The sequence below is a fragment of the Methylobacterium sp. C1 genome (assembly GCF_001854385.1).
Classification (GTDB): Bacteria; Pseudomonadota; Alphaproteobacteria; order Rhizobiales; family Beijerinckiaceae; genus Methylobacterium; species Methylobacterium radiotolerans.
This window is the reverse complement of sequence record NZ_CP017640.1, coordinates 1,195,783-1,222,505: the sequence shown is the minus strand read 5'-3', so window position 1 is coordinate 1,222,505 and position 26,723 is coordinate 1,195,783. Positions and strand designations below refer to the sequence as shown.

At 72.1% G+C, this 26,723-nt stretch carries 19 protein-coding genes; 11 read left to right on the top strand and 8 right to left on the bottom strand.

What is annotated here, in order from left to right:
• Window positions 1-7: 7 nt before the first annotated feature.
• A complete protein-coding gene (locus BKE41_RS05720; RefSeq protein WP_012317965.1) occupies window positions 8-679 on the bottom strand; it encodes an O-methyltransferase in 672 nt (223 codons plus the stop codon).
• A gap of 94 nt (window positions 680-773) precedes the next feature.
• Between BKE41_RS05720 and BKE41_RS05715 the strand changes: the two genes are divergently transcribed.
• On the top strand, window positions 774-1,430 hold the full coding sequence (locus tag BKE41_RS05715; RefSeq protein ID WP_043073243.1) for a TetR family transcriptional regulator: 657 nt from the start codon (window positions 774-776) through the stop codon (window positions 1,428-1,430).
• A gap of 51 nt (window positions 1,431-1,481) precedes the next feature.
• On the opposite strand, the gene BKE41_RS05710 is transcribed toward BKE41_RS05715, so the two are convergent.
• Window positions 1,482-1,823, bottom strand: coding sequence for a carboxymuconolactone decarboxylase family protein (locus tag BKE41_RS05710; RefSeq protein WP_012317963.1), 342 nt, complete (start codon window positions 1,821-1,823; stop codon window positions 1,482-1,484).
• A gap of 172 nt (window positions 1,824-1,995) precedes the next feature.
• Between BKE41_RS05710 and BKE41_RS05705 the strand changes: the two genes are divergently transcribed.
• From BKE41_RS05705 to BKE41_RS05690, 4 genes are all read left to right on the top strand, one after another.
• Window positions 1,996-3,210 (top strand): lytic murein transglycosylase, encoded by a 1,215-nt coding sequence (locus BKE41_RS05705; RefSeq protein ID WP_175654116.1) that lies wholly within the window; start codon window positions 1,996-1,998, stop codon window positions 3,208-3,210.
• The gene (locus BKE41_RS05700; protein WP_024830876.1) at window positions 3,207-3,590 is read left to right on the top strand and encodes a RidA family protein; all 384 of its coding nucleotides are present in this window, start codon (window positions 3,207-3,209) and stop codon (window positions 3,588-3,590) included. The genes BKE41_RS05705 and BKE41_RS05700 overlap by 4 nt, the downstream gene beginning before the upstream one ends.
• A gap of 512 nt (window positions 3,591-4,102) precedes the next feature.
• The gene (locus BKE41_RS05695) at window positions 4,103-4,732 is read left to right on the top strand and encodes a cache domain-containing protein (protein ID WP_070998694.1); all 630 of its coding nucleotides are present in this window, start codon (window positions 4,103-4,105) and stop codon (window positions 4,730-4,732) included.
• Window positions 4,729-5,067, top strand: a complete 339-nt coding sequence (locus BKE41_RS05690) for a hypothetical protein (RefSeq protein WP_052516844.1) — start codon at window positions 4,729-4,731, stop codon at window positions 5,065-5,067. Before BKE41_RS05695 ends, BKE41_RS05690 begins: the two co-directional genes overlap by 4 nt.
• Window positions 5,068-5,162: 95 nt before the next feature.
• On the opposite strand, the gene rplS is transcribed toward BKE41_RS05690, so the two are convergent.
• The 3 genes from rplS to argB form a co-directional block, all read right to left on the bottom strand.
• Window positions 5,163-5,561 (bottom strand): 50S ribosomal protein L19, encoded by a 399-nt coding sequence (gene rplS / locus BKE41_RS05685; RefSeq protein ID WP_012317959.1) that lies wholly within the window; start codon window positions 5,559-5,561, stop codon window positions 5,163-5,165.
• Between the two features lie 282 nt (window positions 5,562-5,843).
• The gene (locus tag BKE41_RS05680) at window positions 5,844-6,593 is read right to left on the bottom strand and encodes a pyrimidine 5'-nucleotidase (RefSeq protein WP_063110474.1); all 750 of its coding nucleotides are present in this window, start codon (window positions 6,591-6,593) and stop codon (window positions 5,844-5,846) included.
• A 203-nt stretch (window positions 6,594-6,796) separates the two neighbouring features.
• Window positions 6,797-7,690 (bottom strand): acetylglutamate kinase, encoded by an 894-nt coding sequence (gene argB, locus BKE41_RS05675; RefSeq protein ID WP_012317957.1) that lies wholly within the window; start codon window positions 7,688-7,690, stop codon window positions 6,797-6,799.
• Window positions 7,691-8,001: 311 nt separating this feature from the next.
• Between argB and BKE41_RS05670 the strand changes: the two genes are divergently transcribed.
• From BKE41_RS05670 to BKE41_RS05660, 3 genes are all read left to right on the top strand, one after another.
• Window positions 8,002-9,345 (top strand): UDP-glucose/GDP-mannose dehydrogenase family protein, encoded by a 1,344-nt coding sequence (locus BKE41_RS05670; protein ID WP_070998692.1) that lies wholly within the window; start codon window positions 8,002-8,004, stop codon window positions 9,343-9,345.
• Between the two features lie 368 nt (window positions 9,346-9,713).
• On the top strand, window positions 9,714-17,156 hold the full coding sequence (locus tag BKE41_RS05665; RefSeq protein WP_199825827.1) for a type I polyketide synthase: 7,443 nt from the start codon (window positions 9,714-9,716) through the stop codon (window positions 17,154-17,156).
• Window positions 17,153-18,520 (top strand): aminotransferase class I/II-fold pyridoxal phosphate-dependent enzyme, encoded by a 1,368-nt coding sequence (locus BKE41_RS05660; RefSeq protein WP_012317954.1) that lies wholly within the window; start codon window positions 17,153-17,155, stop codon window positions 18,518-18,520. The genes BKE41_RS05665 and BKE41_RS05660 overlap by 4 nt, the downstream gene beginning before the upstream one ends.
• A gap of 171 nt (window positions 18,521-18,691) precedes the next feature.
• Here the strand turns inward: BKE41_RS05660 and BKE41_RS05655 are convergent, their stop codons facing one another.
• From BKE41_RS05655 to BKE41_RS05645, 3 genes are all read right to left on the bottom strand, one after another.
• Window positions 18,692-19,876, bottom strand: coding sequence for a polysaccharide biosynthesis/export family protein (locus BKE41_RS05655; protein ID WP_070998689.1), 1,185 nt, complete (start codon window positions 19,874-19,876; stop codon window positions 18,692-18,694).
• Between the two features lie 193 nt (window positions 19,877-20,069).
• Window positions 20,070-21,560 (bottom strand): LTA synthase family protein, encoded by a 1,491-nt coding sequence (locus tag BKE41_RS05650; RefSeq protein WP_070998687.1) that lies wholly within the window; start codon window positions 21,558-21,560, stop codon window positions 20,070-20,072.
• 219 nt (window positions 21,561-21,779) lie between these two features.
• On the bottom strand, window positions 21,780-23,282 hold the full coding sequence (locus BKE41_RS05645) for a capsular biosynthesis protein (RefSeq protein WP_070998685.1): 1,503 nt from the start codon (window positions 23,280-23,282) through the stop codon (window positions 21,780-21,782).
• A gap of 337 nt (window positions 23,283-23,619) precedes the next feature.
• Between BKE41_RS05645 and BKE41_RS05640 the strand changes: the two genes are divergently transcribed.
• The 3 genes from BKE41_RS05640 (at window position 23,620) to BKE41_RS05630 (ending at window position 26,670) form a co-directional block, all read left to right on the top strand.
• Window positions 23,620-24,927, top strand: coding sequence for a capsular biosynthesis protein (locus tag BKE41_RS05640; protein WP_012317950.1), 1,308 nt, complete (start codon window positions 23,620-23,622; stop codon window positions 24,925-24,927).
• Window positions 24,928-25,042: 115 nt separating this feature from the next.
• Entirely contained in the window at window positions 25,043-25,810 is a 768-nt protein-coding gene (locus BKE41_RS05635) for an SDR family NAD(P)-dependent oxidoreductase (RefSeq protein ID WP_012317949.1), read from the top strand.
• Window positions 25,810-26,670 (top strand): formyltransferase family protein, encoded by an 861-nt coding sequence (locus BKE41_RS05630; RefSeq protein WP_012317948.1) that lies wholly within the window; start codon window positions 25,810-25,812, stop codon window positions 26,668-26,670. The genes BKE41_RS05635 and BKE41_RS05630 overlap by 1 nt, the downstream gene beginning before the upstream one ends.
• Window positions 26,671-26,723 lie beyond the last annotated feature (53 nt).

The window sequence follows — 26,723 nt, the reverse complement described above, 5'->3', positions numbered from 1 at the left end:
TGCGGCCTCACCCGAGCCGCATGGACAGTTCGACGTCGTCGGCGAACGGCACCGACAGGTAGCCCCGGCTCGGCGCGCGCACCCGTGCCAGGTAGTCCGGGCTGTGGTCCGCGTTGTCGGCGACCACGAGCGCGCCCGGCCCGAGGCGGCTCTCCACGAGGCTGAGAACCTCCGGATAGAGCCCCTTCGCCCCGTCGAGGAGCAGCAGGTCGACCGAGTCGGGCAGGTCGAGGCCGAGGGTCTGGAGGGCGTCGCCCTCGCGGAACTCGACGAGATCCGCGAGCCCGGCCGCCATCAGGTTCGCCCGCGCCCGCACCACCTTGGACGGCTCGAACTCGCAGGTGATGAGCCGGCCGCCGCCGTTGTCGCGCAGGGCCGCGGCGAGGTGAAGGGTCGAGAGGCCGAAGGAGGTGCCGAACTCGACGATCGAGCGCGCCCGGCGGGTCCGCGCGAGCATGTAGAGCAGCCGGCCGGTCTCCCGCGAGACCGCGAGGGGCATGTCCTTGAGCCGGCTGTAGAAGTCCCGGTAGCCGGTGCGGCTTCCCATGAGCCGCGTCCGCTCGTCCGCCGAGAGATCCCCGACGGCGCTCAACGGTGAGGATGCCTCTGCCTGCACGAAGAGACTGTCCAGCAGCGAGGCGATACGCGGTTCGGCGAGTGTGGAAGCTGAGAGTGACATGGCGCGTTGCTGTCCGTCTTGCGTGTTCAACTGAACACGACGCAGAGTACCGCTGCCCCCTGCCCCCGCCTATTCGCGTTCCGAGCACCACCCCATGCCCGACCGGCCAAGTCTCGGAATTTCCAAGCGAAAGCAGCCCCGGCAGGCGCGCTCCAGCGACCTCGTCGCGGCCGTTCTGGAGGCGGCCACTCAGGTTCTGGGGGAGGTCGGCGCGGAGCGCTTCACGACGGCGCGGGTCGCCGAGCGCGCGGGCGTCAGCATCGGCTCGCTCTACCAGTACTTCCCCAACAAGGCGGCGATCCTGTTCCAGTTGCAGAGCGACGAGTGGCGGGACACGACCGCCCTCCTCGCCGGCATCCTGACGGATCCCGCGACGGCGCCCGGCGCGCGCCTGCGCGCCGCCGTCCACGCCTTCGTGCGCTCGGAATGCGCGGAGGCCGCGATGCGCCGGGCCCTCGACGCGGCCGCCCCCGCCTATCGCGACGCGCCCGAGGCCGCGGAGCCGCAGCTGGCCGGCGCGCAGGCCTTCCGCGAGTTCCTGCACGCGGCCCTTCCGGCGGTTCCCGAGGCGGAGCGTCAGGTCGCGGGCGAGATCATCGCGACGACGCTCGGCACGGTCGGCGAGCGCATCTCGGAGTCGATCCGCGACGAGGCCGCCCTGGAGACCCGCGCGGACGCCCTGGCCGACATGCTCTGCGCCTATCTGGACCGCCTGGGAGGCGAAGGCCGGGCCGTCGGGCCGCCCCGATGACGCGCCACGGCGCCGCCCGAGGTCCCGGGGCGCGGCCCCGGGTCGGCCGGTTCAGCCGGCCTCGCCGGTGAACGCCTCGAAGGCGCGGGCGGTGTAGACCAGGGCGGCGCCGGCGTTCAGCGCCACCGCGACGCCCAGCGCCTCCACGACCTCCTCCTTGCTCGCGCCGGCCTTGCGGGCGGCGTCGGAATGCACGGCGATGCAGCCGTCGCACCGGGTCGTCACCGCCACCGCGAGGGCGATCAGCTCGCGGGTCTTCGCGTCCAGCTTGCGCTCGGTCGGGGCCGCCGCCGCGAGCTGATCGTGGGCCTTGAGGAGGTCCGGGCTCACCGCACCGATGCGCCCGAGCGTGCTGACGAGCTCGGCGCCGTACTGATTCCAGTCCTTCATCATGCGTCCTGTCTCCCTGCTCGGTGGGGCCGACCACTGGCGGGCCGGCTCCGCATCAACCTACCGGTTGGTAGGCAGATGGGTCAAGGTAAGGCGGGTTTCCTCACCGTTCGTTAACCCACATGTCGCCTGAATCCGCGCCCAGACTCCGTTCCGCATCGTGAGGATCGTCAGCATGCCGAAGCACCCGACGGGACCGAGGACGGCGCGCGCGCTCGGGCTGCTCGCCGGCATCGCGGTCCTGCCCTTGGCGAGCCTGCCGGCGCGGGCCGATTTCGACAGCTGCCTCGCCGGCATCCAGTCCCAGGCGGCGGCGGCGGGCGTCTCGGCGCAGACCTTCCGGTCCGCCACGAGCGGCATCAGCTACGACGACAAGGTGATCGAGCTGTCCCAGGCGCAGCCCGAATTCAAGACGCCGATCTGGGACTACATGGCGGCGCTCGTCGACGACGAGCGGGTCGAGGACGGGCGCGCGGCCATGCGCCAGAACGCGGCGGCGCTCGCCCAGGCCGAGTCGCGCTACGGGGTCGACCGGTACACGATCGCGGCGGTCTGGGGCGTCGAGTCGAATTTCGGCAAGAACCTCGGCAAGATGCCCCTGGTGCAGTCGCTGGCGACGCTGGCCTGCTCCAACAACCGCCGCCGGGACTTCTTCCGCGGCGAGCTGATCGCCACCCTGCGGATCATCGAGCGCGGCGACATCGCGCCGGAGCGGCTGACCGGCTCCTGGGCGGGCGCCTTCGGCCAGACCCAGTTCATGCCGACCACCTATCACCGCCTCGCCGTCGACGGCGACGGCGACGGGCGGCGCGACGTGGTCGACTCGACGGCCGACGCCGTCGCCTCCACGGCGAACTTCCTGCACGTCGCCAAGTGGCAGCACGGTCAGGTCTGGGGCTACGAGGTGAAGCTGCCCCGCGGCTTCAACGTCGCCGCCGCCGGGCGCAAGAACAAGAAGCCGGTCGCCCACTGGGCGTCGCTCGGCGTGACTCGCGTGGACGGCCGTCCGCTCTCGGGCGAGGGGCCGGCCGGGATCATCGCGCCCGCCGGCATCGACGGGCCGGCCTTCCTGGTCACCAAGAACTTCGACGCGATCTACTCGTACAACGCCGCCGAGTCGTACGGCCTCGCCATCGCGGTCCTGTCCGACCGGCTGCGCGGCAAGGCCGGCGTCCAGGCGGCGTGGCCGACCGACGACCCGCCCCTGTCGCGGGCCGAGCGGCGCGATCTCCAGACCCGGCTGGCCGCCCGCGGCTACGACGTCGGCGAGCCGGACGGCAAGGTCGGCCAGAAGACGCGCGACGCCATCAAGGACGTGGAGCGCCGGCTCGGCATGACGCCCACGGGCCGCGCCGGCGGCAAGGTGCTGGAAGCCCTGCGCGGCGGATGAGCCGGCGGCTGATCACCTCGGGCTCCCCGTTCGAGCGGGATTACGGCTACTCCCGGGCGGTAATCGACGGCGACACCGTCTACCTGTCCGGGACGACCGGCTACGACTACGCCACGATGACGATGCCCGACGGCGCCGCCGCGCAGGCCGAGGCCTGCTGGCGCACGATCCGCTCGGTTCTCGCCGAGGCCGGGACCGGCCTCGCCGGCCTCGTGCGCGCCACCTACTACGTCACCGACCGGGACGATGCCGAGGCCGTGCTGGCGGTCTGCGGCCGGGTGCTGGCAGATGTCCGACCGGCCGCCACGATCGTGATCGTGGCGGGCCTCCTGCGCCCCGAGATGCGCGTCGAGATCGAGGTGACCGCACGGATCGGCTAGCCGCCGTGCACCGACCCCGAGCGCGCCCCGATCGCGCCGGCCCCGCGCCGTTCCGCCGGGCCGCGGCGTCCCTTCGATCCGCCGACGACATCATTCCCTCGCGGGCCCGAGCGGTGCGTGCAAGCGGCCGATTCGATCCCGGTCTTTCCGGGTGGTGGGGCATTCCGCCCGCGTGCCGCGCGCACGATCTCAGGTCCTCTTCGGCGGCCGAAGGCCCGTCCCTGCGCCCGGCGCGGGCGGCGTCGCGGGTGACGGACTTCTCGCCCGCTCTGCACGTCCGAGGCCCGTGCCTTCCAGATCTCGTCCGGGATCTCACAGGTTCCGATGACAGGTGGTCTGAGAATTATCAGGTCACGCCGCGGTATCGCCGAGACTGGCGATCGGGCGGACGGTATCATGACAAGACGATTTTAAGTATCGGTCTCTCTCATCGAATGATGGGGCACGTCGCGCTCACAGGGCTGCTCATCGCAGTCATCGGTGCCGCTTGATTGTGAGTATATTATCAGGAAATGCTGTCGGAGCGGCTCCAGTCCCTGCGCACGGGCACGGAGCCGTTCACCACCTATGCGCAGAGCCTCGAGGCCCGGGTCGGGAGCGGGGCCCTGTCCCGCGAGGCGGCCCTGGCGGAGCTGACCGAGACCGCGATGGCCATGCGCTTCGACGGGGGCACCAACGACGTCGCCGGCTACGCGATGGGCGGCACGGCTCTGGCGGTTCCCGACCGCCGGCTCGTCGGCAGGCATCGGCCGCGGAGCCGGGTCAACGGTGTCCGTGTGGCCGGGACGCTGACCGACCTGCTGAAGACCTCCGACACGGCTACGATGAGCTATCTCTGCCCCAGGCCCGGGCATGACGGCATGTCACCGAAGACGACGCTCGCCGTCAGGTTCAGGCCCTGGAATATCTTGATCGCGGCGGGGACCTACACCGACGACGTCAACGCCGCCTTCCGGACACTCGCGCTCGCGGCGATCGGCCTCCCGCTCGGGCTCGGTGCCCTCGGGGTGACCGGTTCGCTCCTGATCGGGCGCGGCATCGTGCGCCCGCTCGACCGGCTCGGCCGCCGGATGCAGGCGCTCGCCCAGGGCGACGGCGCGGAGCCGATACCCGGGCTCGGACGGACGAGATCGGTCAGATGACCCGGACCGTCGAAGTGTTCCGGCTGACCCTGGTCGCCAAGGCCGAGATGGACCGGGTGGCCGCGCAGGAAGCGGAGGCCGAGGCCCGAGGCCCGGGCCGCGGCGCTGATGGAGGGCGTCTCCGCCCCCGCAACGGAGATGCAGGCGACCGCCGAGGCGGTGGCGCGGACGGCACGGAGGCCGTCACCGGCAACATCGCCGACGTCTCGCAGGGCACCGAGGCGACGGGTGAGGCGGCCGTGCAGGTTCTCGGCGCCGCGATCGACCTGTCGCGCCGGTCCGATCAGCTCTCCGCCGAGACTCACCGGTTCCTCGACGGAGTCCGGGCTGCCTGAGGGGCCGTCGGCCAAGCAAAAACCGGCCCGGCTGAGCCGGACCGGTCTGAATGAAACGGGACGATCGCTCCGGCCCGCGGAGCGGATCGGACAGCTTACTCGGCGGCGGGCGCCGCGGCCGGGGTGTCCTTCGCCTTGTAGCGGTCGGTGCGCTCGACGATGCGGGCCGACTTACCGCGCCGATCGCGCAGGTAGTACAGCTTGGCACGGCGCACCTTGCCGCGGCGGGCCACCTTGATCGAGTCGATCATCGGGGAATGGACCGGGAAGACGCGCTCCACGCCCTCGCCGTACGAGATCTTGCGGACCGTGAAGCTCTCGTTGAGGCCGCCGCCTGAGCGGGCGATGCAGACGCCCTCGTAGGCCTGCACGCGGGTGCGCTCGCCTTCCTTCACGCGGACGTTGACGATGAGCGTATCGCCCGGCTCGAAATCCGGGATGGTCTTGGCGAGGCGCGCGACTTCCTCGCGCTCCAGCTGCTCGATGATGTTCATGGCATAGCTCCGGCCGTCGCGCCGTTCCGCCCCTCATGGGCGATCGGCGCCAGGATTTCGGCGATCCTGTTGTGAGTTGGGCGGCTCTCTACAGGATCGCCGCCGGCTTGTCGATTGGGTACGGGCGCGATCGATCCGCGGCGCCGCCGGGATGTCGGATCGTGCGATCGATCCCGGACGGAGCTCCGCCGCGTCCCGCTCCTCCACTCCAGGTGGGGCCGGGTCTTCGCCACGCCCCTCCCCGGCCGCGGAGGCACCGCGACCGCGCCGCCCGGCTTCGCGTCAGCGGCGCTCCTCGGATCCCGACCGCACTTCGGGCAGCACGCAGGCGGAGAGGAAGGCGGCGAGATCGTCCGTGATGTGGTCGATATGCGGCTCGCGCACCGCCTCCTGCTCGAAGGCCTCGCGATAGGGATCGGTGACCTTCGGAACCACCAGCACGGTCGCCATGCCGAGGTCGTGCGGCACCGCGAGGTTGCGGGCGATGTCCTCGAACAGGGCGGCCCGGGTCGGCTCGACGGCGTGCTTCTCCAGGAACCGCTCGTAGGTCGTGCGCTCCGGCTTCGGGACGAAGTCGGCGGCGGCGATGTCGAACACGTCCTCGAAGTGGTCGAGGATGCCGAGCTTGCCGGCGACGTTCTCGGCGTGGCGGCGCGACCCGTTGGTCAGGATCAGCTTGCGCCCGGGCAGCCGCTCGATCGCGTCGCCGAGGCTCTTGTCGAGCTTGATCGACGAGTGGTCGATGTCGTGGGCGAAGTCGAGGAAGTCGTGCGGATCGATCCGCGACTCGACCATCAGCGCCGACAGCGTCGTGCCGTAGCGGTGATAGAAGTACTTCTGCAGGGCGCGGGCCGAGATGCCGTCGAGCCCGTAGAGCTGCATCACGTACAGGGTGATGCGCTCGTCGACCTTCGGCCAGACCGCGGCGTCGCTCGGGTAGAGGGTGTTGTCGAGATCGAACACCCAGGTGTCGACATCGGCGAAGCCGCGCGCCGCCGGCGTGGTGAACTGGGCCTTGTCGGGGTGGTGCACCGGAACCCCTCAGGTTGCTGTTGCCCCGGAATCTGGACCGGAACGGCCAAGCTCGCAAGTTTGATGCTTGTCCGGACCTTGTGAGGCCGGCCCCTCCGGGGCGGGCGGGGGTACGACAATGCGCCGGGCGCGCGGAGGTTGCGTCCGCGCACCGCACCGCAGCGCGCCGTCGGGGGCGGCGCGGTGCGCGGGCGGCCGCGTTCTCAGCCCCGACGGATCAGGGTGCCGGCACCGTAATCGGTGAACAGCTCGAGGAGCACGGCGTGGTTGACCTTGCCGTCGAGGATGACGACCGCCTCGACGCCGCGCTCGATCGCGTACATGCAGGTCTCGATCTTCGGGATCATCCCGCCCGTGATGGTGCCGTCGGCGATCAGGCGCCGGCAATCCTCCACGGTCAGCTCGGGGATCAGCTTCTTGTCCTTGTCGAGCACGCCCGGCACGTCGGTGAGCAGCAGCAGGCGCTTGGCCCGGAGCGCCCCGGCGATCGCCCCCGCGAAGGTGTCGGCGTTGACGTTGTAGGTCTGCCCGTCCGCCCCGTAGGCGACCGGCGCGAGGACCGGGATCAGCTCGGCCTTGAGCACCGCGTCGAGGACGCCGCGCTCGACGTGGTCCGGCTCGCCGACGAGGCCCAGATCGACGGTCTGCTCCACGTGGCTCTCGGGATCGACGACGGTCTTCATCGCACGCTTGGCCCGGACCATGTTGCCGTCCTTGCCGCACAGGCCGACCGCCCGGCCGCCCTCGGCGGAGATCCAGCCGACGATCTGCTTGTTGATCAGGCCCGCCAGGACCATCTCGACGACCTCGACGGTGGCCTCGTCGGTGACGCGCAGGCCGCCGCGGAACTCGGACTGGATGCCGAGCCGGTCGAGCATCTTGCCGATCTGCGGACCGCCGCCGTGCACGACGATCGGCTTCAGCCCGGACTGCTCCAGGAGGACGATGTCCTCGGCGAAGTCCTCGGCCGCGGCCCGGTCGCCCATGGCGTGGCCGCCGTACTTGATGACCACGATCTCCTGGTCGTAGCGCTGCATGTGGGGCAGCGCCTGGGCCAGGACCTCGGCACGCACGTGCACGTTGGGCAATTCGGTCATCGCGGTCCTTCACCGATCCTTGGGTCGGGTCCTCGGGGCGGATCCGGGCCTCCCCGCCGGGCGGGGGCGCTTCTACAGGAAGCCGCCCGCGCTGCGAAGCCGCCCCGCGCGCCTTCGCGGAGGCGCGGCCCGCGGACCGGCGGCCGATGCGGGCCGCCCCGCGGCCGGCTGTCAAACTACAGTCATCCTTCGCGGGTGTTGCATTCCCGTGACAGACTGGAGCAGATCCAGGCTGGCCCGGGTTGCATCCGCGTGCGCCCCGGATCATGTTGCATCGCAGCAAGCCGAGGGCGAGCTGCCGGGAGGGCCCGATGCGGATTGCGATGATTGGGGCCGGATATGTCGGCCTGGTCTCCGGCGCCTGCCTGGCCGATTTCGGCCACACGGTCGTGTGCGTCGACCGGGACCCCGACAAGATCGCCAGCCTGAACGCCGGCCGCATGCCGATCTACGAGCCGGGCCTCGACGTCCTGGTCGCCGAGAACGTGCGCCAGGGCCGGCTCGCGTTCAGCACGTCCATGCGGGAGGCCGTGGCCGAGGCCGACGCGGTGTTCATCGCGGTGGGCACGCCCTCCCGCCGCGGCGACGGCTTCGCCGACCTGAGCTTCGTGTTCGACGCCGCCCGGGAGATCGCCGGCGCGCTGTCCGGCTTCACCGTGGTGGTGACCAAGTCGACCGTGCCGGTCGGCACCGGCGACGAGGTCGAGCGCATCATCCGCGAGACCAGCCCCGGGGCGCAGTTCGCGGTCGCGTCGAACCCCGAGTTCCTGCGCGAGGGCGCGGCCATCGCCGACTTCAAGCGCCCCGACCGCATCGTCGTCGGTGCCGAGGAGGCCAGCGCCGAGGCGGTGATGCGCGAGGTCTACCGGCCGCTCTACCTCAACCAGGCGCCGATCATGGTCACGTCGCGGCGCACGGCCGAGCTGACCAAGTACGCGGCGAACGCGTTCCTGGCGGCGAAGATCACGTTCATCAACGAGGTCGCGGACCTGTGCGAGGCGGTGGGCGCGGACGTGCAGGCGGTCGCGCGCGGCATCGGCCTGGACAACCGGATCGGGTCGAAGTTCCTGCACGCCGGGCCGGGCTACGGCGGCTCGTGCTTCCCCAAGGACACGCTGGCGCTGGTCAAGACGGCGCAGGACGCCGGAACGCCGCTGCGGCTGGTCGAGACGGTGGTGGCGGTCAACGACCAGCGCAAGCGCGCGATGGCGCGCAAGGTGATCAGGGCCTGCGGCGGCTCGGTGCGGGGCAAGACGGTGGCGCTGCTCGGCCTGACCTTCAAGCCGAACACCGACGACATGCGCGACGCGCCCTCGCTGGCGATCGTGGCCGGCCTGCAGGATGCCGGCGCCGTGGTCCGCGCCTACGATCCCGAGGGCATGGAGCAGGCCCGGATCCTGATGCCGGCTGTGGATTACGCCGAGAACGCCTACGCCTGCGCCGAGGGCGCGGATGCGGTGGTGATCGTCACCGAGTGGAACGCGTTCCGGGCCCTCGACCTCGACCGGCTGCGTCGGGCCATGTCGTCCGGCGAGGCGGCTCCCGTGCTGATCGACCTGCGCAACATCTACGACCCGGTGAGCGCCGCCCGTCACGGTTTCACCTATTGCGGGGTCGGACGAACCAAGGAGAGCGTCGCCCGGATCGGGTCTTGATCGTCGCCGCGCGAGCTCGCGGACCCGGATTCCTGTGCGGGATCTGCCCGACACCGCGAAGATTTCTTCCGGAATCGGCATCGATGCCGCTAGACGGGCGGCGGCCGCGGAGGCGCAACTGTGGCTTTCTCGTGATCGAGCCCGCGTCTCGAAAGCCGGTCCGGCGGTTCAAACTTGGCGTTTTGGCCGCAGGAATTGGATAAGCTTCTGATGAATACATGTCACAGCCTCCGGCAATTTTGCCACGCAGGGATGACCTCGCGTTGGGGCTGGTTGGACACCGCAATGGTGCCACAGTAAGGGGTGAGAGGGTACTCACTCGTCGAGAGCCGAGCCGACTTCCGATAACGAGCGTGTGCGAACCGAACGTGACACAACGTACAGACATTGCGATCGTCGGACGCGCATGCCGACTGCCCGGGGCCCCCAGCGTGGACGGCCTGTGGTCACTCCTCTCCGAGGGGCGCTGCGCCGTCAGCAAGGTGCCGGCCGACCGGTTCTCCCTGGAGCGGTTCGCCCACCCGCGCGCCCATGAGCGCGGCAAGAGCTACACCTGGGCGGCGGGCGTCATCGACGACGTGTGGTCGTTCGATCCGGCGGTGTTCGGCATCTCGCCCCGCGAGGCCGAGCAGATGGACCCGCAGCAGCGGATGCTGCTGGAGCTGACCTGGGAAGCCCTCGAGGACGCGGGCCTGCGCCCGTCGAGCGTCGCCGGCAGCAACATCGGCGTGTTCGTCGGTGCCTCGTCCCTCGATTACGGCAACCTGCGCATCCTCGACGCGCCGTCGGGCGACGCCTACGCGGCGACCGGCAACACGCTCTCGATCATCTCGAACCGCATCTCCTACATCTTCGACCTGAAGGGCCCGAGCTTCACGGTCGACACGGCCTGCTCGTCCTCGCTCGTCGCCTTCGACAACGCCGTGCAGGCGATCCGGTCGGGCCGCGTCGACACCGCGGTCGTCGCCGGCGTGAACGTGCTGGCGAGCCCGTTCAACTTCATCTGCTTCTCCACCGCGCAGATGCTCTCGCGCACCGGCCTGTGCCAGGCGTTCTCCAAGAACGCCGACGGCTACGTGCGCTCCGAGGGCGGCGTGGTGTTCGTGCTGCAATCGGCCGAGGCCGCGCGGCGCAACGGCGCCACCGTGCGCGCCGTGGTCGCCGCCTCCGGCATCAACTCCGACGGCCGGACCACCGGCATCTCCCTCCCCTCGGGTTACGCCCAGGGTGCCCTGCTGGAGAAGGTCTATCGCGAGGCCGAGATCCGGCTCGACGACCTCGCCTTCATGGAGGCGCACGGCACCGGCACGCCGGTGGGCGACCCGATCGAGGCCTCGGCCATCGGCTCGAAGCTCGGCCGCGGGCGGCAGGCGCCGCTGCCGATCGGCTCGATCAAGACCAATATCGGCCACACCGAGCCGGTCTCCGGCCTCGCCGGCCTGATGAAGGCGACGCTCGCCCTGGAACACGACCTCGTGCCGCCGTCGCTGCACGCGGCCGAGCTCAACCCCGAGATCCCCTTCGGCGAGCTCAACCTGCACGTCGTGCGGGAAGCGATGCCGATCAGCCGCGGCGCCCGCGAGCGCTTCGCCGGCGTCAACTCCTTCGGCTTCGGCGGCACCAACGCCCACGTCGTCATCACCGACGCCCCCGCCTGGGCGAAGCCCGCCGCCGCGACCGCGGAGCCCCAGGCCCAGGTGCTGCTGCTCTCGGCCCAGAGCCGCGCCGCGCTGAACGAGCTCGCCCTCGACTACGCCGAGCGCCTCGAGTCCGCCCCCGAGCAGGTCGCGACCGTTGCGGCCGCGGTGGCGCATCGCCGCGAGCGCATGCCCGCCCGCCTCGCCGTCGCGCTCGACGGCAAGGCCGACGTCGCCGCCGCGCTCCGCGCCGTCGGCGAGGGCGAGGACACGCCGGACGCCTTCACCGGGACCGCGGTCGACCGCGTCGCCGAAGTGGCGTTCATCTACTCGGGCAACGGCAGCCAGTGGGCCGGGATGGGCCGCGAGGCCTACGAGGAGAACGCGGTCTTCCGCGCGACCTTCGACCGGATCGACACCCTGTTCCGCGCCTACTCGGACTGGTCGCTGAAGGACGCGCTCTACGCCGACGACCTCGACGAGCGCCTCGCGCTGACCAGCGTCTCCCAGCCGCTGATCTTCGCCATCGAGAGCGCCTCGACGGCCGCGCTCAAGGCGAAGGGCCTGATCCCGTCCTACGTCCTCGGACACAGCGTGGGCGAGATCGCGGCCGCCGAGGCCGCCGGGATCCTGAGCCTGGAGGACGCGGTCCGCGTCATCTACTACCGCAGCCACCACCAGGAGACGACGCACGGCCAGGGCACCATGGCGGTGCTGCTGATGCCGTCCGAGGAGGTCGAGACCTTCCTCAAGGATTACCCGACCCTCGACATCGCCGCCTACAACAGCCCCAAGGCCGTCACGGTCGCCGGGCCGGTGGCCGACATCGACGCCGCCCTCAAGGCCCTGTCGCGCAAGCGCCGCCGCGGCCGCAAGCTCGACCTCGCCTACGCCTTCCACGGCCGGCTGATGGATCCGACCGAGAAGCCGCTGCTGCGCGACCTCGCGGGGCTGAAGGCCAAGGCCGGCACCACCGCGATGGTCTCCACCGTCACGGGCAGCGTGCTCGACGGCTCCCATTTCGGCGCCGGCTACTGGTGGCGCAACATCCGCGAGCCGGTGCGCTTCTGCGAGGCCGTGCAGGACGCGACCCGCCGCGGCGCCCGCGTCTTCGTCGAGGTCGGCCCGCGCGCGACCCTGATGTCCCACGTCGGCGACGCGGTCGAGCCGCTCGGGATCGAGACCGCCACCGTCGGCGTGATGCACCGCAAGGCCTCCGGCGGCGACCCGATCGCCAAAGCGGTCAGCGCCGCCCTCGTCCAGGGCGCGCAGGTCGACGAGACGCTGCTGTTCGGCGACGCGCCGAAGGGCGACGTGCGCCTGCCGACCTACCCCTGGCAGCGCCGCCCGTTCCGCCTCGCCGACACCACCGAGGGCGTGGGCGCGATGAGCCCCCGCCCCTACCACCCGCTGATCGGGTCGCGCACGGCCTTCGACGGGCTGGAGTGGAACGGCTTCGTCGATCCGGTGACCGTGCCGGAGCTGGAGGATCACAAGGTCGACGGCCAGGTGATCATGCCGGGTGCCGGCTTCGTCGAGATGGCGCTGGCCTGCGTCCGCGAGGCCCTGCGCGACGACGCGGTCGTGCTCGCCGACTTCGAGATCGTGGCGCCGATGGTGTTCGCCGAGGACGCCCTGCGCGAGGTCGCGGTGCGCCTGTCGGGTTCCGGCAACGGCATCCAGGTGCTGAGCCGTCCGCGCCTGACCCAGACCCCCTGGCAGCTCCACGCCCAGGCGAAGATCGTCGAGGGCAGCTTCTCGGCCCCGAAGGCGCCGGATCTCGACGGCTTCAGCTTCGAGACCGCGGGCGACCACGTCCTCACCGGCGACGCGCTCTACGCCAAGGCCCTCGCCTCCGGGCTCGGCTTCGGCCCGAGCTTCCAGCAGGTGGCGATGAGCGCCCGGCTCGACGACGCGACCATCGTGTCCGACCTGCTGCCGGCCGAGCCCGACACCCGCTACGGCCTGGTGCCGAACCGGCTGGACGCCTGCTTCCACGGGCTGATCCTGCTCTTCGCCGACCTGCTCGGCGAGAACGGCGGCAAGGCCTATATCCCGGTGCGCTTCGGCGAGGTGCGGCTGCTGCGCCCCGGCGCGGTGATCGCCCGCTCGATCATCCGGACCCGCCGCTGCAACGAGCGCTCGATCCTGGCGGACTTCACGCTCCTCGACGCCGAGGGCGCGGTCATCGCCACGATCCGCGAGGGCCGGTTCCAGGCCCTGCGCGCCAAGAGCGGCGGCGACCTCTCGGCCTTCGCGATCTCGCAGGTGCCGGAGCTCGCCACCGAGCCGACCGCGATCCCGATGGAGCGCCGCCCGAGCGTGGCCGCGCGTCTCCGCCCGCTCGCCGCCGAGGCGAAGGGGCCGGCCGACGCCGCCCTCTCGCCGGGCCACCTCCTGCTGGAGGGCTGGGCGACCTCGCTCGCCTACCGCCTGGCCTCCGGGCTGGCGCAGGGCGAGACCGTCACGGTCACCGACAGCCGCGTGCCGGAGGCTCTGCGCCCCTGGCTGCTGAACGCCCTCTACGCCCTGGAGAGCAGCGGCCTCGCCGAGCGCGCGGGCCCGAACTGGACGCTCGGCGACGGCTCCGCCCTGCCCGCGCCCGACGAGATCATGCGCTGGATCGCCGGCGACCACCCGGATCTCTCGGCCGAGCTGGTGCTGATCGCCGATGTCGGCGCCCTGGTCGACCGGCTGCTCGCCGGCACGCTGAGCGACGCGCCGGCCCTGCCGCAGGGGGCGATCGACGCCTTCGTGCTGCGCTCGGCCACCGCGCGCCACGGCGCCGACGTGGTCGCCGACCTGATCGAGCGGAGCCGCGCCCAGCTCCCGAAGGAGCGGGCGCTGCGGGTCCTGCAGGTCGGCTTCGGCCCGCTCTCGGCCCAGACCGCGACCTTCGCGGCCGCCGCCGAGGCCCGGCTCACGGTCTTCGAGACCGACCGCCGGCTCGCCGAGCGCGCCCGCCTGTCCCTCGGCCGCGCCGCCGCCGTGGTCGAGACCGCCGAGGAGCTCGCGCCCGGCAGCTTCGACCTGATCCTGGCCTCGGGCAGCCTGCATCGCGGCGACCGCGCCCTGCCGGGCCAGCTCGCCGGGGCGCTCGCCACCGGCGGCCTGCTGGTGGCGGTGGAGCCGGGGGCCTCCCTGTTCCGCGACCTCGTGTTCGGTCTCACGGCCGGCTGGTTCGAGGAGGCCGCGGGCGGCCTGCCCGTGGGCCGGCTCGAGGACATCGAGGGCTGGCAGCGCATCCTGAGCGCCCACGGCCTGGTCAAGGTCGAGGTCGAGCGGGCGGCGTCGGCCAACGGCGACGACCTGCTGCTGACGGCCGAGGCGCCGGTGCGCCCGGGCCCGGCCCCGGCGCAGAGCTTCGCCTTCATCATCGGCTCGGACGACGAGTTCGCGGCCGAGACCGCCTCCTCCCTGGCCACCCTGCTGGTCGCGGGCGGCGTGCACGTCTCGATCATCCTCGACTCCGAGACCTCCCTGATGGAGCTGGAGAAGGAGACCCCCGACACGGTGGTGTTCCTGGCCGGCGCCTTCACCCGCGGCGGCGAGGCGGCCGAGCGGCTGCGCGACCGCTGCCTCAGCCTCAAGCGCTGCACCGAGCATCTGGGATCCCGCCAGACCCGACTCTGGGTCGTGGCGCCCGGCGCCACCCGCGACCGCGGCGGCCAGACCACCAACATCGAGGCCGGCGTGTGGGCCTTCTCCCGCACGCTCGCCAACGAGGCCCCGAACCTCGACGTCCGCCGCATCGACCTCTCCCCCGAGATGTCGTCGAAGCGCGCCTCCGAGCGCCTGCGCGACCTCATCCTCTCCGGCACGCCGGAGACCGAGATCGTGCTGGACGACGAGCGGACCCAGGTCGTGCGCTTCCACGCCGGCCGGCCGCAGCACCGGGATCCGGCCGACGCCGTCCCGGCGGAGGCCGCGCGCCTGGAGCGCAGCAACACCGGCGGCCTCAGCGAGATGGTCTGGGGTCCGGCCGAGCGCCGCGCCCCCGGCAAGGGCGAGATGGAGATCGCGGTCGAGGCCACCGGCCTCAACTTCCGCGACGTGCTCTGGGCGCTCTCGATGCTCCCCGAGGAGATCCTGGAGGACGGCTTCGCCGGCCCCCGCCTCGGCCTCGAGTGCGCCGGCCGCGTCACGGCCGTCGGCCCGGGCGTGAAGGGCTTCAAGGTCGGCGACCCGGTCGTCGCCTTCGCCCAGTCGGGCTTCGCGACGCACATCGTGGTGCCGGACCTCGTCGTCGCGCCGATGCCGCAGGGCCTCGACCCGATGGCGGCCGCCACCGTGCCGGTGGCCTTCCTCACCGCCTATTACGGCCTCGTCTCCTGCGCCCGGATGCGGCGCGGCGAATGGGTGCTGGTCCACGGCGGCGCGGGCGGTGTCGGCCTCGCGGCCCTGCAGATCGCCAAGCTCAAGGGCGCGCGGGTCATCGCCACGGCCGGCTCCCGCGAGAAGCGGGCGCTGGTGAAGGCGCTGGGCGCCGAGCACGTGCTCGATTCCCGCTCCCTCGCCTTCGTGGACGAGGTCCGGGCGATCACCGGCGACGGCGTCGACATCGTGCTGAACAGCCTGTTCGGCGAGGCGATGGAGCGCTCGCTCAACGCGCTCCGGCCGTTCGGCCGCTTCGTCGAGCTGGGTAAGCGCGACTACGTCGCCAACACCCATATCGGCCTGCGCCCGTTCCGGCGGAACCTCAGCTACTTCGGCGTCGACCTCGATCAGGTGATCCAGCACCAGGGCGACGACGGCGCGCGGATGTTCCGCGAGGTCATGGCGCTGTTCAACGACGGCGGCCTGAAGCCCCTGCCGTACCAGCCGTTCACGGCGGCTGAGACCTCGGACGCGTTCCGGCTGATGCAGCAGTCCGGCCACATCGGTAAGATCGTGATCAGCCCGCCCAAGGCCGGCACGATCATGAAGGACACGGCCCGCCCGTTCACGGTCTCGGCCGAGGGTGTCCACCTGCTGACCGGCGGCCTCGGCGGCTTCGGCCTGGAGGCGGCGCGCTGGCTGATCGACCGGGGCGCCAAGCACCTCGTGCTCGCGGGCCGCAAGGGCGCGGCCACCGACGAGGCCAAGGCGATCGTGGCGGAGCTGTCGGCCCGGGGCTTGACCGTCGAGGCCAAGGCCGTCGACATCACCAGCCGCGCCTCGGTGGACCGGCTCATCGCCGGGATCGAGCAGGGCGGCAAGAAGCTGGCCGGCGTGCTCCACGCCGCGGCGGTTCTTCAGGACGGCCTGATCTCCAACATCGACGCCGCGGCGCTCGACGCGGTGATCGGCCCGAAGGTGATCGGCGCGCAGCACCTCGACGCCGCCACCCGCGACCGGAGCCTGGACTACTTCGTCCTGTTCTCCTCGGCGACGACCTTCATCGGCAACCCGGGCCAGGGCTCCTACGTGGCCGCCAACGGCTTCATGGAAGGCCTCGCGCGCCAGCGCCGCCGCCGCGGCCTGCCCGCCCTGGCGGTGGCCTGGGGCGCCATCGGCGATGTCGGCATGCTCGCCCGCAACAAGGCGGTCATGGAAGGCCTCGCCGGCCGCGTCGGCGTCACGCCGATGGAGGCCCGCCGCTGCCTCGACCTGATGGCCGAGGCGCTGGGCAGCCAGGGCGCGTCCCCGGACGAGGGCGTCATCGCGATCGCGGCGATGCACTGGGGCAAGGCGCGCGAGCGTCTCGCCACCATGCGCTCGCCGAGCTACGCGGAACTCGGGTCCGACCAGCAGGCCGAGGCCGGCGGCGTCCAGGCGATCAACATCGCCGCGCTGCTCAAGGGCGGCGACCTCGACGCGGTCCGCAAGACCGTGTCGGACGCGATCGTCGAGGACATCGCCCGCATCCTGCGGCTGCCGAAGGACGACATCAGCCGCGTGCGCCAGCTCTCGGAGATCGGCCTCGACTCGCTGATGGGCGTCGAGCTCGGCGCCAGCCTGCAGGAGCGCTTCGCCCTCGACGCGCCGCCCGCCGGACTTTCGTCGGGCATGACCGTCAATGAGCTGTCGGAGTCCTTAATTCAGGCGGTTTCCGCGCCCATGGACGAGACGGCCGGCGTCGCGATGAGCCTCGTCTCGAAGCATGTCGGCGGTGAGGTCGATGCGCAGATCCTCGCGCCTCTCAAGGAACTCATCGAGCAGACGTCCAGCGAGATCAAAGAGACCAACTCATGACCGACACGGCACGGCCGGACGGTGGGCGCGCGGCGCTCGCCGGCTTCGTGACCAACCGGCTCGGGCGCGCGACGCCGCGCCCGGCCCCCGTCAAGACGGCCTCTCCCGCCGGCAAGTCGGCGGCGCAGAACTTCGAGAACCTGCCGGGCTACCGCGAGCTGAAGCTCCAGCGCCAGGCGGCCGATCTGATCGGCCTGGGCAACCCGTTCTTCCGCGTCCACGACGCCAAGGCCGGGGCCACGACGCGGATCGACCAGAAGAGCTTCACCAACTTCTCGTCCTACGACTACCTCGGCCTGAACGGCCATCCGCGGGTGAGCAACGCCGCCCGGGAGGCGATCGAGGCTTACGGCACCTCCGCGTCGGCGAGCCGCGTCGTGGCGGGCGAGCGGCCGGGGCACATCAGCCTCGAGCAGGCGCTGGCCAAGCACTACCAGTCCGAGGGCTGCATCGTGATGGTGAGCGGCCACGCCACCAACGTCACGACCATCGGCGCCCTGCTGGAAGCCGGCGACGTGATCTTCCACGACGCGCTGTCCCACAACAGCATCGTCACCGGCGCGCAGCTGTCGGGCGCCCAACGGCGCTCCTTCGCGCATAACGATCTCGACGCCCTGGAGACCCTGCTCCAGTCGACCCGCCACGAGCATCGCCGGGCGCTGATCGTGGTCGAGGGCCTCTACAGCATGGACGGCGACGCGCCGGACCTCGCCGGGCTCGTCGCCCTCAAGAAGCGCTACGACGCGTGGCTGATGGTCGACGAGGCGCACGGCCTCGGCGTCACCGGCCGGACCGGCGCCGGCCTGTTCGAGCATTGCGGTGTCGACCCCCGCGAGGTCGACATCTGGATGGGCACGCTGTCGAAGACCCTGTCGACCTGCGGCGGCTACATCTGCGGCCCGATCGCGCTGATCGAGTACCTGAAGCACACCGCCGGCGGCTTCGTGTACAGCGTCGGCATGTCGCCGCCGCTCGCGGCCGCGGCCGAGGCGGCGCTCGCCGTGATGCACGCCGAGCCCGAGCGGGTCGAGCGCCTGCGCCAGAACGGCACCCTGTTCCTGGCCACCGCCAAGAAGCTCGGCCTCGACACCGGTTTCAGCCTCGGCCTCGCGGTCGTGCCGATCATCGTCGGCGATTCGCTGAAGGCCGTGACCCTGTCGGACCGGCTGTTCCGCCGGGGCATCAACGTGCAGCCGATCATCCACCCGGCCGTGCCGGAGCGGGCCTCGCGCCTGCGCTTCTTCCTCACCTCCGAGCACACGCCCGACCAGATCCGCGACACCGTGAACGCGGTGGCCGAGGAGCTGGCGGCCATCGACAAGGGCGGCTCGCTGATCGAGCAGTTGCTGGCCAAGCGGGTCTGAGCCCGGCCGGGGCCGCGCGCCCCGGTTCTTCGAGACCCTCACGAAGAAGGGGCGCGGATGATATCCGCGCCCCTTCTTCGTATCGACAGACCGCGGCAGTCTCGGTCGGACGCGCGCGGCACCCCCAGCGCGGCGACCGGCGGCGGTGCCGCCCGTCGCGGAGCACGGGTCCTACTTGGCGTAGGAATAGGCCAGGGCGGCCGAGGAGGCCGGGCCGGTGATGCCGCTGAAGGCGGTGAGGACCTTCTGGACCTCGGTGAAGGGCGCGTTCGACACGTAGATCAGGTCGCGGTTGCGCATCCGGAACGCCTGCGACACGAACAGGCTGTTGGGGTCGCGCATGTCGATCCGGTAGACCACCGGCACCAGAGGCGTGCCGAGCAGCTTCGAGCCAGGGCTGAGCCGGCGCACGACGCTGGCGGGCTCGAACCGGAAGATGAAGGTGCCGGCCGGGTCGGCGGCGAAGTCCGACAGGCCGCGCGCCTTGGCCAGCGCCTGCGCCAGCGTGATCCCGTCGGCCTGGAACGGCAGCTCGGTGCTGTTGCCCAGCGCGCCCACCGCGATGAAGGTCTGCGGGTCGCGCACCAGGGTCAGCACGTCGTTGGGCCGCAGGTAGATGTTCTCACGCGGGTTCGACACCACCGTGGTCAGCGGCACGGTCGCGGTCACCGGCCCGCGCGAGAGCCGCACGAAGGTCTCGTTGACCGGCGCGCGGTTGCCGCCGGCGGCGGCGATGACGTCGAGGATGCGGTCGCCGTGGCCCGAGAGCGGCAGGCGGGCGCCGGCGGCGCCCTCGCCGGTGACGGTGACGGCCTGGGAGATCGGGCGTGTGACCGAGACCAGCACCTGCGGCTGGATGGCCTTGCCGGCGAGCTCGTTCTCGATGAGCGCCTGGACGTCCTGGGTGCGGCGGCCGGCGACCTTGATGCGGCCGGCGTAGGGCACCGAGATGGCGCCGTCGCGCCCGACGGGCTGCTCGGGGATGAGGGCGGACTTGGAGCCTGCGGAGAAGCGGTCGGCGACGAGGGGCCCGGAGAACAGGCCGCCGGACCCGGCTTCCCAGACGGAGACCGAGACCATGTCGCCGATGCCGATGACCGGCTCGGAGGAGGGGCGGTGGTCGCCGAAGGAGGCGAGCAGGCTGTCCAGCGGCCGGCCGCGCAGGGCCTCGACCACGGAGGGAGTGACGTCGATGATCTCGTAGCGGGCGAGCAGGCCTCCGTCGGCCGTGGCGACCTCGGATCCGGCCTGGATCGCGCTCGCCGTCGGACCCGCCGCGGGCAGGTACGTGCAACCGCCGGCAGATCCAGCCGCCAGGGCGGCCATCAGGGCGGTGCACGCCGTCTTACGCAGCATCACAAAGATTTCTCCTCGCCGAGCCCGCGCCATCGCTGGCCCGGGCCGGGACACCCAGTTTGACCGCCAAACGCTGCGATCGCTTTAACGGCCGCGCCGGAGCGGCGGCCGTCGCGTGGCCGGTCGCGCTATCCGCGGGCAATGCGTCACCAGCGTGGCACGGCCACGCTTATGCCGCGCAAGCTTAACCTTATCATGTCCCCGCGGCGACGTCCGCGGGCGCGGTCGCGAGACTCGCACGCAGCGCCCGCCCGAGCTCGTCGGCGCCGATGTCGGCGCGCTGCGGGGCCTCGTGCGGGCGGCCGAAGCGGAACAGGGCGTACTCGGTGGTCCGCCCGCCGAAACCGGGTTTGCAACTCGGCAGCGACGGTGCGTGGTCGCCGAACACGCAGAGCGTGATGGTCTGGCCCCGCTCGCGGGCGATGGCGTCCAGGCCGGCGACGAGATCCTCGACCATCTGCCCGGTATGGGCGACGTGATGGAGATACTGCGCCTGCGGGTCGTCGATCCCCGGCAGCCGCCCCGGCTTCCACGGACCGTGGTTCTCCATGGTCACGCAGAACAGGAACAGGGGCGCGCGGCGGGCCCGCACTTCCGCGAGGAGGCGCGCGCCGAGGGCGACGTCCCCGACATAGGGCCCGACGCGCGGCGCCTCCGCGAAGGCCTCCCCCATCACGAGATCGGCGAAGCCGAAGGCCTCCATCACGCGCGCCCGCCGGAAGAAGTCGCGGTGGAACGGGTGCAGGAACAGGGTCCCGTAGCCCCGTCCCCCGGCCAGCCGGGCGAGGCTCGTCGGCTCGTCGCCGCTGCGGGACGTGTAGGGGTCGAAGCGGCCGAAGCCGAGGCTCTCGGACGGTCGGCCGGTGAGCACCGCGTGCTCGCTGCGCATCGTGTAGGCGCCGTGCGCCGGCACCCGCAGGCGCCCGTACTGCGCGGCCCGGGTGCGGAAGAGGTCCATCGCCGGCAGTTTCGGGCCGCCGAGCCGCTCCGGATCGACGAAGGATTCGAGCTGGATCACCACGACGACGTCGTCGCCCGGGCCCTCCGGCAGCGCCGGCGCCGCCGGCACCGGCACGCCGCCGGCCATCGCCCGGGCGGTGTAGCCCAGGAGGCTCGCCGGGAGGCCGACCCGGGTGACATCCGCCTCCAGATCGGGTTCGGGGAACCAGCGGGCGATCAGCCGGGCGAGCGGCGGGCGCGGGGCCGCCCGGACCAGCAGCCAGAGCGCGAGCGGGAGGCCGAGCAGGCACAGCACCCGCGGCAGGGTCGCGACGGGCAGCACGCTCGGCTCGATCCAGTACCACAGCGCGGTGACCGCCAGGGTGAGCAGGACCGGCACGGAGATGCGCGGGTCCCACAGGGGCGGGATGTAGTAGAGCTGCGGATGTCGCGGCACCTGGGGCAGCAGGGCGAAATCGCTGAACAGCAGCGGCTCGCCGATCACCGAGCGCTTCGCGCGGCTGACGACGATCAGGATCGCCACGGTGATCACGCAGGTCAGCCCGGCGAGCCAGGGCCGCCAGGAGAACTCGAACCAGAACAGCAGGATCAGCAGGTAGCCGAGCAGCCGCAGGCCGAGATCCCGCGGCGCGAGGCTCGCCCGCGCGATCGAGTCGCCCGCGAACACCTCCAGGGCGAGGCACGCGGCGAGCGCGAGACCGGTGGCGATGAGGAACGTCGTCAAGACACGGACACTCGGCGTGGGGCGGGCCTGCTCGCCGCCGGGATCCGGTCCGGCGGGAAACAGCGCGCGGGAGCAAGGCGTTACGGGCCGTTCCTGATCCAGAACGATCGGAATCGGCCCCGGGGACGGGCGGCTGCGGGCGGACTCTAGCAGCGCGCGCTATCGCTTTGGTGTCACATCAGGGTCTCGCGGAACGGGATTCGCGCCGCGCGCGCCGCCCTAGCGCGGCCCGCCGCCGGCCTCGCGGCCGACGCCGCGCCGGCTGCGCAGGGCCCGCACGACGGGATTGAGGAGGCCGTAGCGGGCGCGCATCACCAGATGGGCCGTCCGGCCGAGGGAGAGGGCGTTGCGCGGCGCCGCCGCCCGGGCCGCGCTGAGGCGGTCGAGGAGCTGCTCCGGGGTGCACGGCTTCATCGCCATCGGGTCGAGGTAGCGCGCGTAGAGGATCATGGCGCCGGCCACCAGCTCGTCGAGGCTCAGCCGGCGGCCGCGGTCGGCCCCCGGCGCGAGATCCTCCGACAGGCCCCAGCCGGAGTAGAACGGCCGGCCGTGGGTCGCCACGGTGAGGCCGCGGATCAGGGCCTCGAACCCGGCCAGCGACGTCATGGTCTCGACGTGATGCACCCGGTCGAGGAGGTCGACGATGCTGATGCCGCCCACGATCCGGTCGGCAAGAGTCAGGGCCTCCGCCTCCGGGATGATGCCGGGACGGAACCCGGCCTCCACGTCGGGATGCGGTTTGTAGAGCAGGAACGCGTCCGGGTTGCGCCGCCGCGCCGCTTCCAGCAGCGCCCGGTTCGAGCGGACCAGCGGCGAGCCGTGGCGCACCGAGGCGTCGTCCTCGACCTGGCCGGGCACGAGCACGATCCGCCGGCCCGGCGGCCAGTCGAGCGCGGCGGCGTCGAGGCCGACATTGTACTTGCTGAGCCGACGCGCCACGACCTCCTCGCGCAGGCGCCGCGCCCGGGCGACGAGGTCCGGGGTGAAGTCGGCCTCGGCGAGCAGCCGCTGCAGGCGGCTCTCCCGCCGCGGGTCGTAGTAGATGCCGAGGTCGTCCACCACGATGGAGGCGCCGGGCTGCAGGCTGGCGCCGAGCCCCACGGAGCGCAGGAACCCGTCCTCGACCCGGGCCAGCGGCAGGCCGGCCCGCGCGCAGGCCTCCTCGAGCTGGCCCGGTGCCCGCGTCGCCCAGGCCAGGATGCGGCCGCCGTGGCGCTGTCCCGCGGCGATCGCGGCCTCGGTGGTCATGGTGTGGATCGGCCGGCCGGCGGGCCCGGCGCCGAGGACGTCGAGGGCGGGCCGCTTCCAGCGCGACATCCCGACATAGATCACCCGCCGGTCGTTCTCGGCGAAGCGCGCGGCGAGCCACGCCACCCGCTCGGCGCAGGCCGCGCGGTCGATCGGCGCCCGGCTCCAGGGATCGAGGTAGTGGACGCCGCCCTCCCCGCCCAGGGGCGCGCCGTCGAGGCTGATCCGCAGGGACGCGAAGCCGGTCTCCGGCGAGTCGTAGGGGCTCAGGACCGGCCCGGGCGCGACCACGAGCCGGCGCCGCCCCGTCAGCGCCAGCAGGCGCCCCGCGAGGCTGCCCGCGCCCCAGGCCGCGCCGACGGCGCCGGGCCGTGCCGGACCGAAGGCGAGGCCCGTCGCGGCCTCGATCTCCGCCCGCAGGCGGCGGATCGTGCGGCCGGTCGCGTAGAGCGACGGGGTCGGGTCAGCGGGCATGGTCGGTGCGTCCGGCTCCGGTCGGGTCGAGGTGCGGAAGCTGCCTGTAGCGCATTTTCGTCGGCATGGGATGGTGATGCAACGCGGGGACAACCTGAGCGCGCGTCGCCGTCGCCACGTCCTGGAAAGGATTTGGACATATCGTCGCCGCGATTGCCCGCCTAATCCGGAGGCTGAGCCGCAGGCGCGGGACCGTTGCAGACGGGCCACGCTGGCGCGGAAATGCCATGCCGCGGCGTGGCTTCGGATTGCGGGGCCGCCGGGCACCGTGCCACCTCAAGAGTCTCTCGCCGGTGCGGTTCATCCGGCCCAGGGTCAAGGACAGAAGCGCCGCGGAATGCAACAGCCCGCCCCCGACGCCCTCCGCGACCGCCCCGCGACCTTCCTCTTCCTGCAGGGCATCGCGACGCCGTTCTTCTCCGATCTCGGAAAGGCGCTGCGCGCGCGGGGACACAGCGTCCGGCGCATCAATCTCTGCCCCGGCGACTGGCTGTTCTGGAGCGGCGAGGCCGACAATTACCGCGGCCGCCGCGAGGCCTGGGGCGAGTATCTCGAGGCCTATCTGGACCGCGAGAGCGTGACCGACATCGTGCTGTTCGGCGATTGCCGGCCGTTCCACAAGGCGGCCCGCATGATCGCCGAGTATCGCGGCCTGCGGGTGCACGTGTTCGAGGAGGGCTATATCCGCCCGAACTGGATCACCTGCGAGCTGGGCGGCGTGAACGGCTTCTCGTCGCTTCCCCGGACGGCCGCCGAGATCCGGGCCCTGGCGCGGCGCCTGCCGCAGCCCGGCCGGGCGATGCCCTCCACGGGCGACATGGCCCGCCGCAGCGTCTGGGACGTCGGCTACAACCTCGCCAACGTGCTGTTCCCCTACCTCTTCCCGCATTTCCGCAGCCACCGGCCGACCCATATCGCGGCCGAGTATGCCGGCTGGATCAAGAAGTTCGCGCGCCGCGCCCATACCCGCCGCGAGGCGGCCCGCTGCGACGAGATCTACCGCGCGGTCGGCTGCGACTACTTCCTGCTGCCGCTGCAGCTCGACAGCGACTACCAGATCCGGGTCCACTCGCCGTTCCTCGGCGTCGAGGGCTTCATGGACCGGGTGATCAAGTCCTTCGCGGACGGCTCGTCGGCACCGACCCGGCTGCTGGTGAAGCTGCACCCGCTCGACAGCGGCCTGATCAACTGGCGCAAGTTCGCCCGCGCCTCGGCCCGGCGCCACGGCGTCAGCGACCGGCTCGACTTCATCGACGGCGGCGACCTCCCGGCCCTGATCAAGGGCGCCCGCGGCGTGGTGATCGTCAACTCCACGGTGGGGATGCTGTCCCTCGAGATGGGCTGCCCGACCCACGCGGTCGGCACCGCGATCTACAACATGGCCGGCCTGACCCATCAGGGCGATCTCGACAGCTTCTGGAAGAATCCGACGCCGCCGGAGATGGACCTGATGGCGGATTTCCGCCGCGTGGTCCTGCACCGGACCCAGGTCAACGGCGGCTTCTTCTCCAAGGAGGCGATCGACCGCGCGGTGGCCGGCTCGGTGCCGCGGATGGAGGCGGCCCTGCCCGACGCGATGCTGGCGGCGGCGCGGGCGGTCAGCGAGGTGGCCGAGCGCGACGGCGAGCTCGCGCCGGTCTACTGACCGGACTCGCCGGACTCCGGGACCGTCGCCGTTCGGCGGCCTTTGAAGCGCGTTTCACCGCCGGTGAGCCTTTCCCGGCCTTGATCTTTCCCCGCGCGGCGGCGTAACCCGCCCCATGCCCCGTATCCTGATCACCGGCGCGTCGAGCGGCATCGGCGCCGCGCTGGCGCGCCACTACGCGCAATCCGGCACGAGCCTCATCCTGGTCGGCCGCAACGCCGAGCGGCTGGAGATCGTCGCCCGCGACTGCCGCGCCGGCGGCGCGACCGTCGAGACCGCCCGCCTCGACACCCGCGACCGGGCCGCCACCGTGGCGCTGGTCCACCGGTCGGATGCCGAGGCCCCCCTCGACCTCGTCATCGCCAACGCGGCGGTGAACGGCGGCAATCAGGAGGGGCAGGTGGAGGCCGAGGACGTGGCCTTCGAGACCGCCGACATCAACTACACCGGCACGCTCAACGTGATGCTGCCCACCCTGACGCTGATGCTCCAGCGCGGGCGCGGTCAGATCGTGCTGCTGTCGTCGCTCGCGGCCTACGCGCCGCTCCAGGACGCGCCGGCCTACAGCGGCGCCAAGGCGGCTCTGGTCGCCCACGGCCTCGCCCTGCGCCAGAAGGTCGCGCCCCGGGGCGTGAAGGTCAACGTCGTCACCCCGGGCTACGTGAAGACGCCGATGGGCGGCGAGCTCAAGGGCTGGCGGCCGCTGGAGATCAGCGCCGAGGAGGCGGCCGTGCGGATCGCCAAGGGCATCGCGGCCAACCGCGACGTGATCGCCTTCCCGTTCATCCTCACGGCGCTCGCCCGCACCGTGCTGCTCCTGCCCGAGAACGTCCGCAAGGCCGGCCTCTACGCCTTCCGGTTCCAGCGGCGGAAGCGGCGCTGATGGCGCGGCCCCGGATCGCGCTGTTCGTCCTGGAGGCGCTGCCGAACGCCCGCGCGGTGCGCCGGCTCGTCGCCGATCTCCGGGCCGACATCGCGCTGGTGGGGCTCTCGAACGCCGAGCGGCCGTCGAGCGGCGGTCTGACGGGGCAGATCCGGCGGCACCTCGCGCGCTCGGGCACCGGGATCCTGCCCTACCTCGCGGTCAATTTCGGCCTGCCGGACCTGCTGCGGCCCCTGGCGCCCCTGACCCAGGCGGCGTCCGGAAGCGGCGACGCGCCGGAGGCGACGCCGCTCAGGACCCTGTGCCGCCGCCTGGGCATCCCGACCCTGACGGTCGACGACGTCAACGGCCCGGACGTCGCGCGGGCATTGCGGGACGCCGCACCGGACCTGATCCTCACCTACCATTTCGATCAGATCCTGAAGCCCGAGATCATCGGCCTGGCGCGGCTCGGCGGCGTCAACGGGCATCCCGGCCTGCTGCCGCGCCACCGGGGCCCTGTGCCGACGATCCATGCCCTGGCCGACGGGCCCGGACAGTTCGGCATGACCCTGCACCGGCTGGCCGCCACGATCGACACCGGCGCGATCCTCGCCCAGGAGGCCGTACCGCTGCCCGAGGGCACGACCGCGACCCGGGCCTCGGTGGCGCTCCACGCCCACGGGCGCGCGATGCTCGACCGGCTCCTCGACGAGGTCGCCCGGACCGGGGCGCTGCCGGAGGGGCGGACCGCGCCGGTTCTGCCGTACTGTCCGTTCCCCGACCGCGCGCTGCTCTCCGCGCTCCGCCGCCGCGGCCTGCGCCTCACCGATGGCCAGGATCTCCGGGACGCGCTGAGCCTGTCCGCGCGGCCCTCTTAACCCCCGGTTAAGGCTGTTCGGCGAGGACTCGGTCAGATCGTCGCCGTCGACGG